The organism is Lactonifactor sp. BIOML-A5 (genome assembly GCF_009677585.1).
Classification (GTDB): domain Bacteria; phylum Bacillota; class Clostridia; order Lachnospirales; family Lachnospiraceae; genus Lactonifactor.
The window spans coordinates 1-16,549 of record NZ_WKYV01000040.1; the positions used below are offsets into that span (position 1 = coordinate 1).

General features: G+C 44.8%; 13 protein-coding genes, 2 tRNA genes, 1 other RNA gene and 1 other annotated feature. Of the genes, 2 read left to right on the forward strand and 14 right to left on the reverse strand.

The genetic code is table 11. The annotated features are described in order from the left end of the window. Positions 1-143: 143 nt before the first annotated feature. The 7 genes from ssrS to GKG41_RS21245 form a co-directional block, all read right to left on the reverse strand. A non-coding RNA gene (gene ssrS / locus GKG41_RS21215) (6S RNA) lies at positions 144-326 on the reverse strand. A gap of 153 nt (positions 327-479) precedes the next feature. Then, a complete protein-coding gene (locus GKG41_RS21220; protein WP_154261948.1) occupies positions 480-2,171 on the reverse strand; it encodes a phosphoenolpyruvate carboxykinase (ATP) in 1,692 nt (563 codons plus the stop codon). A 365-nt stretch (positions 2,172-2,536) separates the two neighbouring features. Further along, complete coding sequence (gene thrC / locus GKG41_RS21225; protein WP_154261959.1) at positions 2,537-4,024, reverse strand: threonine synthase; 1,488 nt, start codon at positions 4,022-4,024, stop codon at positions 2,537-2,539. Between the two features lie 172 nt (positions 4,025-4,196). Then, on the reverse strand, positions 4,197-5,042 hold the full coding sequence (locus GKG41_RS21230; RefSeq protein WP_154261962.1) for a cell wall hydrolase: 846 nt from the start codon (positions 5,040-5,042) through the stop codon (positions 4,197-4,199). Between the two features lie 196 nt (positions 5,043-5,238). After that, complete coding sequence (locus GKG41_RS21235) at positions 5,239-6,897, reverse strand: 2-isopropylmalate synthase (RefSeq protein ID WP_154261969.1); 1,659 nt, start codon at positions 6,895-6,897, stop codon at positions 5,239-5,241. Positions 6,898-6,970: 73 nt separating this feature from the next. Continuing rightward, positions 6,971-7,235, reverse strand: a binding site (T-box leader). Positions 7,236-7,314: 79 nt separating this feature from the next. Beyond that, a tRNA-Pro gene (locus GKG41_RS21240) sits at positions 7,315-7,388 on the reverse strand. A 62-nt stretch (positions 7,389-7,450) separates the two neighbouring features. Further along, positions 7,451-7,524, reverse strand: a tRNA-Met gene (locus GKG41_RS21245). Positions 7,525-7,664: 140 nt separating this feature from the next. Between GKG41_RS21245 and GKG41_RS21250 the strand changes: the two genes are divergently transcribed. Beyond that, positions 7,665-7,925, forward strand: coding sequence for a hypothetical protein (locus tag GKG41_RS21250; RefSeq protein ID WP_154261971.1), 261 nt, complete (start codon positions 7,665-7,667; stop codon positions 7,923-7,925). A gap of 93 nt (positions 7,926-8,018) precedes the next feature. On the opposite strand, the gene leuD is transcribed toward GKG41_RS21250, so the two are convergent. Then, a complete protein-coding gene (gene leuD, locus GKG41_RS21255) occupies positions 8,019-8,501 on the reverse strand; it encodes a 3-isopropylmalate dehydratase small subunit (RefSeq protein ID WP_154261973.1) in 483 nt (160 codons plus the stop codon). 12 nt (positions 8,502-8,513) lie between these two features. Further along, positions 8,514-9,782: a 3-isopropylmalate dehydratase large subunit gene (gene leuC, locus GKG41_RS21260; RefSeq protein WP_154261976.1), complete on the reverse strand. Its 1,269-nt coding sequence runs from the start codon at positions 9,780-9,782 to the stop codon at positions 8,514-8,516. 185 nt (positions 9,783-9,967) lie between these two features. On the opposite strand from leuC, the gene GKG41_RS21265 reads away from it, so the two are divergent. Beyond that, positions 9,968-10,870: a LysR family transcriptional regulator gene (locus GKG41_RS21265; RefSeq protein ID WP_154261978.1), complete on the forward strand. Its 903-nt coding sequence runs from the start codon at positions 9,968-9,970 to the stop codon at positions 10,868-10,870. 38 nt (positions 10,871-10,908) lie between these two features. On the opposite strand, the gene ilvC is transcribed toward GKG41_RS21265, so the two are convergent. From ilvC to cooS, 5 genes are all read right to left on the reverse strand, one after another. Then, on the reverse strand, positions 10,909-11,922 hold the full coding sequence (ilvC, locus tag GKG41_RS21270; protein WP_154261981.1) for a ketol-acid reductoisomerase: 1,014 nt from the start codon (positions 11,920-11,922) through the stop codon (positions 10,909-10,911). A 94-nt stretch (positions 11,923-12,016) separates the two neighbouring features. Next, positions 12,017-12,514 carry an acetolactate synthase small subunit gene (ilvN, locus tag GKG41_RS21275; RefSeq protein ID WP_072851005.1) on the reverse strand — a complete coding sequence of 166 codons (498 nt, stop codon included), beginning with the start codon at positions 12,512-12,514 and terminating at the stop codon, positions 12,017-12,019. Positions 12,515-12,707: 193 nt separating this feature from the next. After that, positions 12,708-13,934 carry an FAD-dependent oxidoreductase gene (locus tag GKG41_RS21280; protein ID WP_154261983.1) on the reverse strand — a complete coding sequence of 409 codons (1,227 nt, stop codon included), beginning with the start codon at positions 13,932-13,934 and terminating at the stop codon, positions 12,708-12,710. A 3-nt stretch (positions 13,935-13,937) separates the two neighbouring features. Further along, entirely contained in the window at positions 13,938-14,384 is a 447-nt protein-coding gene (locus tag GKG41_RS21285; RefSeq protein WP_154261985.1) for a 4Fe-4S dicluster domain-containing protein, read from the reverse strand. Positions 14,385-14,399: 15 nt separating this feature from the next. Next, entirely contained in the window at positions 14,400-16,283 is a 1,884-nt protein-coding gene (gene cooS, locus GKG41_RS21290; RefSeq protein WP_154262047.1) for an anaerobic carbon-monoxide dehydrogenase catalytic subunit, read from the reverse strand. Between the last annotated feature and the right edge of the window lie 266 nt (positions 16,284-16,549).

The window sequence follows — 16,549 nt, forward strand, 5'->3', positions numbered from 1 at the left end:
CCATTACACAAACTTTATTTGGAACGCAATTTGGTTAATAAAAGAAAACTGGCTCTGGGATACAAAGCCCAAAACCAGTTTGTCTACAGTCTGAAAGAGCCATTAAAAATGGCTCTTTTTTATCTTTTGTAACAGCTATCATTTGTAAACCCAGGATGCCGTTCCCTATCTTCTGACTCCTAGCTACTGCTAGGTGGGTTTCCGCAACACCTCTTCTGTCTTCCGCTGCGCAATGACGGCCTGACATCTGAGGAGCAATGTAGGAATCCCGTTTAAAGTAAATGTAGGTTCAAAATGACAGGAGTCATCGAACATCCCAGGAATTACTTTCTTTTCTTTGATTTTATTATACTCTAGTCTCCCGCATTTTTCAATATTAATACTTGAATTGATGTACCAATTTTTGTGAATATTGAGAATTTTCTACTTGAGGGCATTATGAAAGCCCCCGGTATTCACCGGAGGCTCTGCTGTACGCATTAGTTTAATTCATCTACTACTTTCTGAATAGCTGCCAGCGCATCGTCAGGAAGTTTATTGTAGCCTTCGTTCTTTTCAGCGAATGCTTTGATTTCATTTACACGGTCATTCATACGTGCTTTCAGCTGTGTCACATATTCTGTGTCTTTCATGTCCGGAACAAAGCCTTCCCATTCAAAGATTTCGATGTCTGAGAACGGACCCCACTGTTTGAATTCTGCTTTTTTCTCAACAATTGCTTCCAGGATTCCTAAGGTATCTTTTGGCTGTACCTTTTTGCCCATGAAATCACCTGTGTTGATGATATAGCAGTCTACATTCTTCTCTTCCACCAGCTTTTTGAACTTAGAATAGTCATCAGCTAACGGATAGGTTCTGAATGGGTTAGCGTAAGGAACAACTACCAGCTTGTTCGGATCTACCCCTGGTGCCAGACGCTCTGCTGTGGAACGTTTAGTGGCAAGAGTTGCACCCATTACAGAAGCCAGGGAAGCGCCTTTTAACTTAACTACCGGAGGAATGGTCGGGTCTTTCATAATCCAGAAGATAGCGTTAACCGGCTCGTCAATTTTATCCACACGGTTTGGCGCCCACAGTTTAGATTTGATGGCACGTCCGTTTCCGTTTCTGATATCTTCTGTTACTAACTGTACTTTGCCCTCATCATCTAAGGTTGCAGAGCAGTTCTGTGCAGTTAACAGGAATTTATTGTCAGGGCATCCAGCAGGATAATCCTGTGTTTTATCGAAGTAAGTAGGCTCCAGGGCGATGGATGCACAGGTATCTGTGTTAATAATAAACGCATCGTCGTGAAGTACTTTAATTTCGTATTTTCCGTTATGTTTTGCGTGGGTCAAAGTGGATTTACCGGAACCTGACAGCCCGTATACAGATGCTACATATTTGGAACCGTCAGCCAGTGTGTACTCTTTCTGTCCGCCGTGGCAGGCTGCATATCCGTTGCGGTTGGCGATAGCCCATGCCATGGTCAGTGTACCTTTTTTATGTTCACCGAAATATCTCATACCAAGGATGCAGGCACAGTTCTGATCGGTATTGAAGTAGCATAATGTCTGCGGATCACTTAAGCAGTCAAAATTCACACCCGGATGATCTACCGGTGACCACTGGGGATCAGAGAAAATAAAGATATCTGCCTCTTTGCCGTCTCCCACAGCTTTGGAGTTTTTATACATTTTTACGTATTCATCTGACATATACTGGAAGTTCAGCATCCAGGAATACATAACATTTTCTTCTCCTTCCGGAATCAGAAGGTGAGCTTTAACCATAAATTCAGGATCCAGACCTACATATACTTCTGCATGGTACATAGTTTTCCAGCGGGCTTCATAGATAGCATCCATAGCCACTTTGTCCAGAGCCGCACAATCTACTCCGGGTTCTCCGGCAATACGGCGTGCTGCTGCATAACGTCCGGTGATGGCACCGTCATTAAATAATAATACCTTTGCATCTGGTTCCAGTCCAAATTCTTCGCCTCTATAAACCGGCATATCTGTAACAACTGTTCCAGGAGAGTTTTTGGCTAACTCATATGCCTCTTTTAATGTGTTAACTTTAACCACATTGTTACCGTAAAATGCAGCTTCAATGATGGAACGTGTTTTGCTGAATCCTGCCTTGCCAGCACCAATTTCATTAATTGGATAGTATGCTTTTGTTGACATGTTATGTCCTCCTTTTTCTCCAAAATCAAACCTATTATCTCATTTTCCTCTTACGGTGTCAATACTTTAACAAACGATTTCGAATTATTTTCGCAAGATGAATTATTTTTATATGCATATTACCTAAATTAGTCCACTTTATCCGGGCGTCTCGTATATGAATGTCTTATCAGGGTTTGAAACGGCCAATCGGCTATTTTAAAGTAAATATTTACATACTTCCCTGGCTGTATCTATTTTTTCAAACCAATCGTCAGACAATTGATGTAAATGAGTGAAATGAATTATTTTTGTGTCTGTCCTGCATTTTAACGGTAAACACAAAGAGATGTCCGGATCATTACCCCCGGACATCTCCTGTTTTCTTATATTCCCAGAATTTTTTTAACAATCTTTGGCATCTCTTCTACTTCCACTGTAGTATTGTGGAGCACCGGAGCGGTACGGATTTCTTCGATGGCATTGGGCACCGGTGTATTGGAAATCTTTGACAGTTCATCCACCAATTCAAAATCCCCCATGGAAGCATACTTCTCATCAATGGCTTCCATTACGCTTCTCGTGAATTTGTACGGACTGGCGGTAGAAGCGATTACCGTCTTTTTCCCGTCTTTTGTCTCTTCTTTGTATTTTTCATAGACAGCTGCCGCTACCGCTGTATGTGTATCAATCACATAACCAGTATCCTCATAGATTCTTTTAATTGTCTCTGCTGTCTCTTTCTCAGATGCATAATTCCCATAAAAATCTTTCAGTTCTTCCAGCATCTCACCGGTTATGGTATATTTCCCTTCCGTTTTTAAGCTGTCCATAAACTCCTGATTCTTTTTTGCATCATTCCCGGTTAGGCGGAAAATGAGGCGTTCCAGATTACTGGAGATAAGAATATCCATGGAAGGAGAGGATGTCAGAATAAACGCCCTGTTCTTGTCATAAGTTCCTGTGCGGAAAAAGTCAAACAAAACCTTATTGTCATTGGAAGCACAGATCAGTTTATCAATTGGAAGCCCCATATTCTTGGCATAAAAAGCAGCCAGAATATTTCCAAAATTACCCGTGGGCACTACCACATTAATTTTCTCATCTTTTTCAATTTCACCGTTGCCGTACAATGTCGCATAAGCATAAACATAATACACAATCTGGGGCACAAGGCGTCCGATATTTATTGAGTTGGCAGATGAAAACTGGAACCCTGCTGCGGCCAGTTCTTCTGTCATATTCTTGTCATTAAAAATATTCTTAACCCCTGTCTGAGCATCGTCGAAGTTACCGTGGATACTTACAACATAAGTGTTATTACCTTTCTGGGTAACCATCTGCTTCTCCTGAATAGGGCTCACTCCGTCTTTGGGATAAAATACTATTATTTTTGTACCCGGGACATCAGCAAATCCGGCCATCGCCGCTTTTCCTGTATCCCCTGAAGTTGCCGTAAGAATCACAATCTCATTCTCTACATGATTCTTTTTGGCTGAAGTAGTTAAAAGGTATGGTAAGATGGAGAGCGCCATATCTTTAAAAGCAATTGTAGATCCATGGAACAGTTCCAGATAATATGCCCCGTCGGACTTCGCCAAAGGTGCTATTACTTCTGTATCAAACTTTTTATCGTATGCCCGGGCAATACAGTCCTTCAGTTCATCCTCTGTGAAATCCGTCAGGAATTTGCTCATAACCGTATACGCTACCTCCTGGTAGGTCATCCCTGATAAAGTTTCGATATCCGTGTCAAGGGCAGGTATCTGCGTGGGGACAAACAGTCCTCCGTCCTCAGAAAGTCCTTTTAAGATTGCGGCAGATGCCGGCACTGTCTCATTGTTACCCCTTGTGCTTTTGTATAAAATCTCCATGTTTTCCATTCCTTTTCTATGTATTCATTATTGTTGCGCATCCCTGAAAATATCTACCGGAATGATTCCCAGGGCATAAGGTGTTCATTGCATGTTAAAGTATACCATAGGAATTTCTTCCTTACAAGTAGGAAAGGAAAGGACGCCTGCCTTCAGGTACGCCCTTTCCCTCTTATTCTGTCTCATCGTCAGGATAAGTATAAAAATCATGAACTCCATACTTAAAGAGTTTCTTCAAATCCTTGTCAAACCATTCAACATTTTTCTTTTCAGCCTGTTCCTTTGCTACAAAGAATAAAGCACCTTTGGAATAATCTTCTCCGTCTATAGCTCTGTTTACTGCCTCTCTCGTAGTATCAGAGACTGTAACCGTATGTATTCTTCCGTCAGAGGTAGGGGAAAACTGAGGTTTTCCTGCAACCTTTTCCCATACAACCTTTGTCACCGTATCCGGAAATCTGGAATCCTTTACGCGGTTAAAGATTACATTGGCAACCAGGATACGACCTCTCATATCTTCACCGCCTGCCTCCGCTTCCACAATAGACAGAAGTGTCTCATAGTCATGATCCGTCATACGCATCCTGTCTTCCACCACATCCACGGAATGATCTCCCAGATATTCCACACTGGTAGCCACTTCTTCTCCCACTTCAATCCTGGATTCCCTGGTCTGTGTTGCCGTCCGCTGACCTACCAGAACCGCCTCATAGGAGGTTCCTATTCGGCCGACAGTATTATTCGTATTCTGTGTAACCAGAACTCCTGAGATAATTCCCCCCAGTCCGGATAAAGCTTCCTCTTCCTCCGGTTCTTTCTCCTCCTGGGAAGGATTATCCTTTTCAGCCGCCGCATACACTGCATTCTTTCCTCCGCTGCCTAGTGCATTGGACGTAAAGGCAATTGCGGCAACCGCTACTGAGCCAACCAATATGACTGCACAGGACCTGCGCTTCTTTTTTGTAATTTTTTCTGCCAGAAACTGAAAACCGTACAGCAGATTTCTGATTAGTTCCATAAGCTGGTTCCTTAACCTCTTCCTCAGTAAGATATCAACAAGTTCCAAAATAAGTGATTGTTTTAAAATTATAAAATAATAACTTGGTATTCGTCAATATCTAAGGAAATTTTTCAGCCATATTGCACAAAATTCAATAGATTATTTCCAGGTATTTTTAGAGGTATTTCACAAAGTTTTCAGCAAATTTAGACATTTACCGATTGTTGATTGCTGTTACCAGGGCATCGATGGAAGCCCGGATAATATCCGGATCCACCCCTGCTCCCCAGGCCAGAGAACCGTCTGGTTTTCTGATTCCCACATAGGCGATGGCTTTGGAGCTGGAGCTTTGCTCTAAGGCATGTTCCTGATACGTTACCAGATCGTATTTCAGCCCATACGCCTTCTTAAGCGCATTGCTTACCGCATTGAGACGTCCGTTTCCGGCCGCTTCTGTCACTGACTTCTGGCTTCCAGCAAAGGTTGAAGTCACTGTGGTTGTAATCCCCCCGTCTGTCTGCTGGAAATGAACTTCGTGAATATTCAGCGGCTCTACAACGTTCTCGAAAGTTTTCTTGAATAATTCGAATATCTCCTCCGGCATAAGCTCCTTGTGCGTATGATCGGACACTGCTTTTGCCGCGTATCCCATCGCCTCTCTCATCTTGGCGGGCAGATTCAAACCAAACTTTGTCTCAAGAATATAGCCTACGCCGCCCTTTCCGGACTGGCTGTTGATGCGGATAACATCGGCATCGTAATTTCTGCCCAAATCTTTGGGATCGATTGGAAGATAGGGTACGGTCCAGTGTTTGGGATCTTTCTCCTCCAGCCATTTCATTCCCTTTGCAATCGCATCCTGGTGGGAACCGGAGAATGCCGCAAATACCAGCGCGCCGCTGTAGGGCCTGCGCTCGTCAATATGCATTCCTGTATATTCCTCGTACTGCTCACAGATCTCAACCATGTTGGAGAAATCAAGCTCCGGATCCACGCCCTGAGAATACATATTCAGAGCCAGGGTCACAATATCCACGTTGCCGGTTCTCTCACCGTTTCCGAATAATGTCCCTTCCACCCTGTCCGCTCCGGCTAAAACGCCCATCTCCGCATCCGCTACGCCGCAGCCCCGGTCATTGTGAGGATGTATGGACAGGATTACATTCTCCCTGTATTTCATATTCTCACTCAGGTACTCAATCTGGCTGGCGTACACATGGGGCATAGAGTGCTGTACCGTAACAGGAAGATTTATTATCGCCTTTTTATCCGGGGTTGGCTGCCAGATGTCAAGAACCGCATTGCACACTTCCAGGGCATATTCGGGCTCTGTTCCGGTAAAGCTCTCAGGACTGTATTCAAACAGGAAATTTCCCTCTGTCTCCTCTGCCAGTTCCTTCAGGAGAGCTGCGCCGTCCACTGCAATTTTCAGGATCTCTTCTTTTGATTTTTTAAATACCTGCTCCCTCTGCGCTACGGAAGTAGAATTATATACGTGTACAACGGCTTTTTTGGCCCCTTTTAAAGCCTCAAAGGTTTTTTTGATAATATGTTCCCTTGCCTGTGTCAAAACCTGAATAGTAACATCATCAGGTATTAAATCCTGCTCAATCAATGCTCTCAAAAACTGGTATTCCGTCTCTGAAGCTGCCGGGAATCCAACCTCAATCTCTTTAAACCCAATTCTAACAAGCAGTTTAAAAAAATCTATTTTCTGTTCCAGGCTCATGGGAATCACAAGCGCCTGATTTCCGTCTCTAAGATCCACACTGCACCAAACAGGTGCCTTGTCAATGTACTCCTTCTCTGCCCACTTCATACATTTCACCGGCGGCATAAAATATTGTCTGGTATACTTGCTGCAATTTGTCATAGTAATATCCTCCCTGATTTTTATTTTTTGATAAAAGAAAAAGCCCTCCGTTCTATCCCGGCATTCATTGCCTGATAGAGACGAAAGACTGCTAACTGTCCTACGCGGTACCACTCTATTTTATGAAGTATCTTCATACGCTCTGCAAGATACGGGTCACTGCAATGACCTTATATCTCTCCCTGAATAACGGTCGGGCTCCGTCTGCGTCTACTTTTCCTTAGAATTTCGGGCAGCCGCTCGGAGGCGAGTTCAGATCATTCTCTCTGCTGCTTTCCACCTGCCAGCAGCTCTCTGTCATCGAAAATAAACTTACTATTCCTCTTCATCGCTTTTTCTTATATCAATCTATAGAATATAAGATAACATTTCTCCCATCCATTGTCAATCTTTTTTCTAAAAATGGGTACAAAAAAATCGGGGCAACAGGATTTGAACCTGCGACCTCACGGCCCCCAGCCGTGCGCGCTACCAAGCTACGCCATACCCCGATATGTGTCAGTGTCTCTTATCTGACCCTGACTACTATACACTATTTTGTTGTGCTTGTCAATAGCGAGAAAGGGATTTGAACCCCCGACACTGCGGGTATGAACCGCATGCTCTAGCCAACTGAGCTATCTCGCCACACCGCTTCTGGACTACCAGAGCGAACTTCCATATATTATCATTATTTGCCTTATTTTGTCAATAGTTTTTCTAAATTTTTTTATCTTTTCCTCTTCTTATTTTTCTACTATAATAAAAAGCAAAAAGGAGAATGTACTATGATAAATCCATCTGCTGAAGAATTGCTGAATTTCTTCAATTATACTATGAAGCTTCAGGGTCTGTCCCCTGAGAATGCAGCAGCCCGGATGGGTATAGAACCCCAGGTCCTCCTGCGTCTGCTTTCCGATTCCAGCCTGACATTTCAGCAAGCTGTACGCATAGCCAGTGCTATAAACTGCCAAATTCAGGTGGAAGATAAAAGGAACGGGAAGGAAAAGGAATTTACTTGTAAGTCATACGCACCATTTAGTAAGTAAAACTTTCTCTGCGTATGCGGACAGCGCTTCGGGAGGGATTCCTGTTTCCCGCCCGAAGCAACCGGCCCATAACGCAGAGAGCCGCCTTAATCATTATTGATTAATATAATTAATCAGCCCCTCTGCCTTTATAATCTTCTGCATAAAAGGCGGAAACGCCTGCCCTTTATATTCCGTCCCCTTTGTCTTATCATAAATCATTCCACTGTCGAAATCTACCTCAACCTCATCGCCGTTTTCTATTGCTTTAGCTGCCTCAGGGCATTCAATAATAGGCAGTCCGATATTAATGGAATTTCTGTAAAAAATGCGGGCAAAGGTTTCGGCGATCACGCAGCTTACGCCTGCTGCTTTTATGGCGATGGGCGCATGTTCCCTGGAAGAACCGCATCCAAAGTTTTTATTTGCCACAATAATATCACCCTTATTGACTTTGTTCACAAACTCCTGGTCAATATCCTCCATACAGTGTGTAGCCAGTTCTGCAGGGTCAGAAGAATTCAGATATCTGGCGGGAATGATTACATCTGTGTCTACATTGTCACCGTATTTAAAAACTGTTCCGTTTGCTTTCATCTTTATCTCCTCCTATAATCCTAATTCAGCAGGATCTGATATCTTTCCTGTCACAGCGCTTGCCGCTGCCACTGCAGGGCTTGCCAGGTACACCTCAGAATCCACATGCCCCATACGGCCCACAAAGTTTCTGTTGGTGGTGGACACACAGCGCTCATTGGCTGCCAGAATCCCCATATATCCTCCCAGGCAGGGACCGCAGGTAGGAGTGCTTACCACAGCACCGGCTTTTATAAAGGTCTGTACCAGCCCTTCCTCGATGGCCTGCAGATAAATGGCCTGTGTGGCCGGGATTACGATACAGCGCACGCCTTTTTTCACCTTTTTGTCTTTCAGAATCTCCGCTGCACAGCGAAGGTCCTCAATACGTCCATTGGTGCAGGAGCCAATCACTACCTGATCAATCACCACATCTTCTGCAATCTCATCCGTAGTCTTTGTATTTTCCGGCAGGTGGGGGAAGGCTACCGTTGGCTTTAAGGAACTGAGGTCAATGGTATATTCCTCATCATACACTGCATCTTCATCCGCCTCGTATACCGTATACGGCCTGTTGGAGTGTTCCTTCATGTAGGCTTCTGCTAAGGCATCTACAGGGAAGATACCATTCTTGCCGCCGGCCTCAATTGCCATGTTGGCAATGGTAAAACGGTCATCCATAGAGAGATTTTCAATTCCCTCCCCGGTAAATTCCATGGATTTGTAGAGCGCACCGTCTACCCCTATCATACCAATAATATGAAGAATAACGTCTTTCCCGCTCACCCATTTAGATGGCTTGCCAATTATGCGGAATTTAATAGCGGAAGGAACTTTAAACCATGCTTTACCGGTTGCCATACCGGCCGCCATATCTGTGCTTCCCACACCGGTGGAGAATGCCCCCAGCGCACCGTATGTACAGGTATGGGAGTCAGCTCCGATAATCACATCTCCTGCCACTGTAAGGCCTTTTTCCGGAAGCAGAGCATGCTCAATCCCCATGTCTCCCACATCAAAGTAATTGGTAATATCATGCTTACAGGCAAACTCTCTTACACATTTGCAGTGTTCTGCTGATTTAATGTCCTTATTCGGAATAAAATGATCCATTACCAGGGCAATTTTATCTTTGTCAAATACAGTATCCCCTTTTATCTTATCCATTTCGTGAATCGCCACAGGGGATGTTATGTCATTGCCCAATACTAAGTCTAAATCTGCCTCTATTAATTGTCCGGCTTCTACAGAATCAAGTCCGGCATGTGCAGCCAGAATCTTCTGTGTCATTGTCATACCCATTCGTAAATCCTCCTTTATGTTCCATTTCTTTTCTTGCATTTCTATTCTTGCATTTCTTTAGTTGTAATTCTAACACACTTCCTGGTATAATAGAAATACATATAATGCATATTTACTATAACTATTGATTATATGTTACTGCTGATATGACAGAAACAGCAGCAATTATATTACAGGGAGGAAGTATGGATCAAAATCTTTCGTTATACAAAGTCTTTTATACTGTAGCCAATTCCAGAAACATTTCTAAAGCCGCCGCAGAGCTTTTCATCAGCCAGCCCGCAATCAGCAAATCCATCCGAAAACTGGAGCAGAGCCTTGGTGTCACCTTGTTTTCCAGGAATTCCAGAGGTGTCCAGCTGACTGAGGAGGGGGAGATTCTCTACGAATATGTGGAGCGGGCCTTCGACTCTCTGCAGTTAGGAGAGGCGCAGCTGAAAAAGGTCAATGAGCTGGGCATCGGCCATCTTCATATCGGCGTAAGCACCACTCTGTGCAAATATATGCTCCTCCCCTATCTGAAGGCCTTTATCAAAGCTCATCCCCATGTAAAAATCACCATTGACTGCCAGTCCACCAACCATACCCTTCAGCTGCTGAAAGAAAACAAAATTGATATCGGCCTGATCGGACGGCCGGACAGTCTGCATCACATCTGCTTTGATTCCCTTGGAGAGATCGAAGATATTTTTGTTGCAACGAAAACTTATCTGGATAACCTTTCCCTCAGAACCAGAAGCAATGAAATGGATATCTTCCGCTCGGCCACGCTGATGCTGCTGGATAAAGAAAATATGACCCGCCAGTATATTGACGACTATCTGTCCCTTCACCATATTGAGACAAATAATCTCCTGGAAATTTCAACCATGGATCTTCTGATCGAATTTGCCAAGATCGGTCTGGGGGTTGCATGTGTCATCAAGCAGTTTGTCTCAAAAGAGCTGGAGAACGGAACCTTTGTGCAGATTCCACTGCCCTTTCCCATTCATAAAAGAGAAATAGGTTTTGCCTATCTGGAAAATCAGCAGCACTCCAACGCTGTGAAAGACTTTGTAGCCTTCTACACCGCCCAGAAGCCCCAATAAAAAACCGGTTCCCAGGAACCGGTTTTTTATTGTCTGTTTTAGTTATCAATTAATTTATTGCCATCATTCCAGCTGTATAATTTGCGGAGCTCTTCTCCAACATTTTCTAACTGGTGATTTCCTTCTTTTCTTCTCATGGCGTTGAAGCTTGGGCAGCCAACCTGGTTTTCCACTAACCAGTTGCGTGCGAACACACCATCCTGGATATCCTTTAAGATCTGCTTCATCGCTTTCTTTGTCTCATCTGTAACAATCTTAGGTCCTGTGATGTAATCGCCGTATTCTGCTGTATTGGAGATAGAGTACCGCATTCCCTTGAATCCGCTCTCGAAGATCAGATCCACGATAAGCTTCATCTCATGGATACACTCAAAGTATGCACTTTCCGGTTCATATCCGGCTTCCACTAAGGTTTCAAATCCAGCCTTCATCAGGGCAGTTACACCGCCGCAGAGTACAGCCTGCTCTCCAAAGAGGTCAGTCTCTGTCTCCTCACGGAAGGTAGTCTGAAGAACACCTGCTCTTGCACCGCCGATAGCCAGCGCATATGCCAGTGCTTTGTCATGGGCCTTGCCTGTATAATCCTGATGTACAGCGATCAGGCAGGGAACGCCTTTGCCCTCCTGGTACTGACTCCGAACCGTGTGACCAGGTCCTTTTGGAGCAATCATAGTAACATCTACATTCTTTGGAGGACGAATCTGTCCGAAATGGATGGCAAATCCATGCGCAAACATCAGCATGTTGCCCTCTTCCAGATTTGGTTCAATAGACTCTTTGTACATAGCTGCCTGCTTCTCATCATTGATGAGGACCATGATGATATCAGCTTTCTTTGCAGCTTCTGCTGCAGTATATACTTCAAACCCTTGTGCTTCTGCTTTTGCCCAGGATCTGCTTCCTTCGTAAAGGCCGATGATAACATTGCAACCGGATTCCTTGGCATTGAGCGCATGAGCATGTCCCTGGCTGCCGTATCCGATAACGGCAATTGTTTTGCCTTCCAATAAGGAAAGATTACAATCTTCCTGATAATAAATTTTTGCTGCCATATTACTTTTCCTCCTACTATGTTTACTTTTTAATATATTTGTTAGGGAATGTGAAATCCTCTAGCTAACTGTTTTTACAGAGCGAAACTATGTATTATAAGTATCGGACATCTTCCGCCCCTCTTGACAAACCAGTGATTCCGGTCCGCGCAAGCTCCAGAATCTCATATCCATCCAGAAGGTTCAGGAACGCCTCCAGCTTTGTCTGTGTACCTGTCAGTTCCACTATCAGTGACTCTTTTCCGATATCAACAATATTAGCCCTGAAAATATTGGCCACAGCGATTACATTCTGCCTCTGCTCCGGACTGGTACGAACTTTAACAAGAATCAGTTCCCTGTTAACGCTTTCATTATCCTTTAATACTTTAATATCTCTCACATCCTCAAGCTTTTCCAGCTGCTTGGTAATCTGCTCTAAAATCAGCTCATCGCCTCTGCAGACCACTGTCATTCTGGAATACCTGGGATCCGCTGTCACGCCTACGGTCAGGCTGTCGATGTTGTATCCCCGTCTGCTGAAAAGCCCTGCAACACGGCTCAGTACACCGGCGGTATTTTCTACCAAAATGGATAATACTCTTTTCTTCATACCCTACCTTCTCCCTGTATTAATAACTTCTATATTGCAGTTAATTCTATCAATTATTCAATTTTTTGTCAATGGATTTGTCGAGTTATAACTAATTCGTATGAAAGTTATAACCTATAGGAATAAACATTCAGGTGCGGAAATTCCTGCAACAGAATTTTCCGCACCTGTAAAAAGCTGCCTTTCTGAGAACTCAGCTAACCTTCCAGACGAATTCTCCATTTTCCTGTATTCCATAAAAATCACTGAAGTTCAGCTCAAAAATATCCTTTTTAATAGAAGCAACCGGTATCTGATTCTTTATCAGATACTGCCAGATACCGGCATGTGCGATATCCCCCTGGAGGAGAACCCCTGCCACTTTTCCATTCCGAAGGATTATCCGCTTATAATTGCGGGCATCCTCTCTGGCAATCACGACATCATTTTCCTCCGGCTTTATGACTCCTACACACAGAGAGGCCAGACCAAAGAAGTTGATCGTATTTTTAATGGCAAAGGTATCTGTGTAAGCCACCGCAGATCCCATCATATTAAGGGCTGCTGTCTCGCCCTGCTTCATGGCATTGGGCCATATGCCGGAGAGCCCCGTAACATCTCCGGCTGCATATATATCCGGAACATCAGTCTGCAGATACTCATTTACCTGAATTCCCCTGTCAATCCTAATTCCTTCCCCGTCCATGCCGGCGGTTCCCGGACGCACTCCGGCTGCCACTATCACCATATCACAGGGAATTTCTTCCCCATTGTCCAGAAGCAGCCGGGTTACTTCTCCTTTTTCATTGCACAGGGTATCCTGCGCTTTTCTGCCCAGAAAGAAGCGGCATCCTGCATTCTCAAAGCGCTTCTGGTACTCTTTGGCACCCTTTTCATCCAGCTGAATGGGAAGGATTTGATCAGCCATCTCAATGACCGTTACCTGTTTTCCCTGTTCCATCAGCCCGCAGGCCGCATCCAGGCCTACCAGACCGGAACCGATGATGGCAATCTCTGAAGAGACTTCTGCCTTTTTGTCAATTGCCCTGGCATCCCTCAGATGGCGAAGGCCGAACACATTGGATGCCTCCCGGAGTTTTCCTACCGGAGGGATAAAGCTTTCCGCCCCTGTCGCAATCAAAAGCTTGTCATAAGAGATCTGCTGCCCATTATCCAGAACCAACTTTTGGGACGAGGTATCCAGCTCCACTGCCGTACATCCCGGCATCCATTCTATGTTGTTTTCGCAAAAAAAGTCTTCCGGGACAAAGTTCAGCTCCTTTTCATCCCTTTCATGACTCAGATATTTGTGAAGCATGCAGCGGGAATGTACCCTGTCGTCCGTGGAGATAATACGTATGGAGTCTTCCTTTCTCCCCTTTCGGAGGGTCCTGGCTGCAGTGATGCCTGCAGCTCCTGCACCTAGAATTACATATTTCATACCTTACACCTCCTCTACATATATAGCGTCTTTGGGACAAGCTTTCACGCAGCTGGGTTCCCCTCCCGCGTCTTTGCAAAAATCGCATTTGATGATATGCATGCCCGTCCTGTCATCTGGTTTCAGAACTCCGTAAGGGCAGTTCATAACACACATAAAGCAGGAACCACATTTCTTTTCATCATAGCAGACATGTCCGGATTCCGGATCCTTTGTCAAAGCTCCGCTCATACAGGACATGACACATTCCGGCTGATCACAGTGGCGGCAGAATATGGGGGTGTAGCCTCCAGTTCTGTTTTTATAGATAAAGTTTCTGGATTCGTTATCCGGATCCAGGAGATTCAGATCATATAAAGTACCCGTATCTTTTCTATGGGCCTGCATACAGGCCAGAGAGCAGTTCTTACAGCCGTCGCATTTTTCCGCGTCAATTATTATTCTTCTCATACCCTCAGCCCCTTTCTATATATGCAGTCCGGCACGTTTCTCCTCAATGATTTTCTCCAGAATATCTGCACTTTCTTTTCCGTCGCCGTTGATGATCACCTGACCGCCGGTAAGATTTTTCATATCCTCTGTTAACACTTTGGTTACCAGCTGGCTTCCTGTGACAAAGGGCGGAAGTCCCAGATGCAGAGGAAGTCCAAGGGCCAGACCAAAGCATCCGTCTGCCAGGGCCTGTTCCTCCAGCCACTGTGCTGCGGAGAGGGCAAGTGGAAGCTGGGGAATATCAATACCGATGGCCTCAGCCAGTTCTGTTGCAACAATCTCCAGTCTTCCGATCGCCAGACATGGCCCAAAATTCAGCACCGGAGGGATTCCCAGCTTTTCACAGACAGCACGCAGCTTCGGACCTGCCAGTTTGGCTGCCTCCGGTTCCATAAGTCCGCAGTTTTCAATACCTCCTGAAGAACATCCTGCGGTAAGGACGAGAATATCTCTGGAAATTAACTCCTTTGTGAGCTCCACGGTCAATACATCATGGCCCCCCGCGGTAAGGTTGGAACATCCTACTACTCCCACAATGCCTTTGATGTCTCCGGATACAATCAAGTCAATAAGAGGTTTCCAGTTCCCGCCCAAGAACTCTTTTAAGGATACTTCACTTACTCCTGTAAGCGTTTTATCATTTCCGTGCTCAGGGAACAGATTCATTTCTACTTTGCCTCGTCTCTCCTTATATGCGGCAACGATTTCATCGATGATTTCTTCGCTCTGCTGTTCTCTCTCTTCAAAAATAAAGGGTTTCATCTCTGCATTTGCCTTCTTTGCTACACTGTCAAGGCAAATCTGTTTAATCATCATTTTGTCACAGATAGGCTCTATACCCGGCAATGTACAATTAAACTCAGAGAGTACGGCATCAATTCCGCCGGTAGCAAGCACTGCTTCACTGGTATAGTTATTTCCTGCATGGCCGTCGAAGACTTCCTGGTAATGAGCCCCCCGAAGCTGAAGGTCCTGACCAACACAGGTACATCCAACCAGTTTAAATCCTTTGGCTCCTGCCGCCTTCGCTTTTGCCACCGCCTCCGGGGAAGTCAGGCGCTCCTGCAGATCTACAAAAATTGTATGCTGATGCCCGGTTATCATAATGTTAATATAATCCGGATCGATTACGCGCAGTCCAACCGGGGCCATACGAAGTTCAGGCTCTCCCAGGAGCACATCATTCAAAAGATTTGTCAGCGTCAGACCATAGATTCCAGTAGAAATACCTAGTTTCAGACAGTCAGTAAGCATATCTACCGGGTCAGAATTCAGGTTAGTAGAACATTTTACCACTCCGTGGAAGACTTCTCCCTTGGCGCCTCCGGGAAGGATCCCAAGCTCTTCCCATTTTTCATAGCGGGGAGCATAGGCCATCTTCTTTACCAGCTCCATTTTTTCATATTCAGGTTTGTAGAGATCCGCAAGTACAGCGTCCGCTACCTTTAAGGCTGTCTCATATTTGTCTTTTCCTTTCAGGCCGAAGAGTTGGGAAAGACGCTCCAGCGCTTTTTCCCCTTTGATTTCCCCTTTTGCCAGGGCTGTCTTCTTTACATTCAGGGCTGTATTTTCTACTACATGAATATAACATCCGGAACCTGCTGCCACTGCCCTCAGAAAGTTTCTGGCAACAATGGTGTCCGCAGTGGCGCCGCAGATTCCTCTGGGTGCCTTTGGTGTGATGCGGCAGGGACCATTAGAGCAAAGGCGGCAACAGACCCCCTGGAGTCCAAACCCACACTTAGTGCTCTGCCCTTCCACTCTGTGGTGAGACGTCTCCACTGAAAGATTTTTTATGTACCCTTCCAAAGGCTTATCTGCACTCGCACATGTGTTACATCCAAAACATTGATTCATCATTTTTTCCTCCTGAATACTTGATTATTTTTATCAATTTTATTTCCGAAAAAACAGCAATTCCTGAGAATTACTGGATTGATAATATTATATCAATCTTAACCTTTTTAGTCAAGATTATTTCACACTTTTTTTGAAGAATTTTCCATGAGACATACGTACAGTCAGCCTGGCTGACTGTACCAGGCTGTCCTATACTATTTTCCCTGCACGTATTTACTCAGAATCGCCGTGCATACCAGACGGGAAGACAGAAGCGCGCTCCT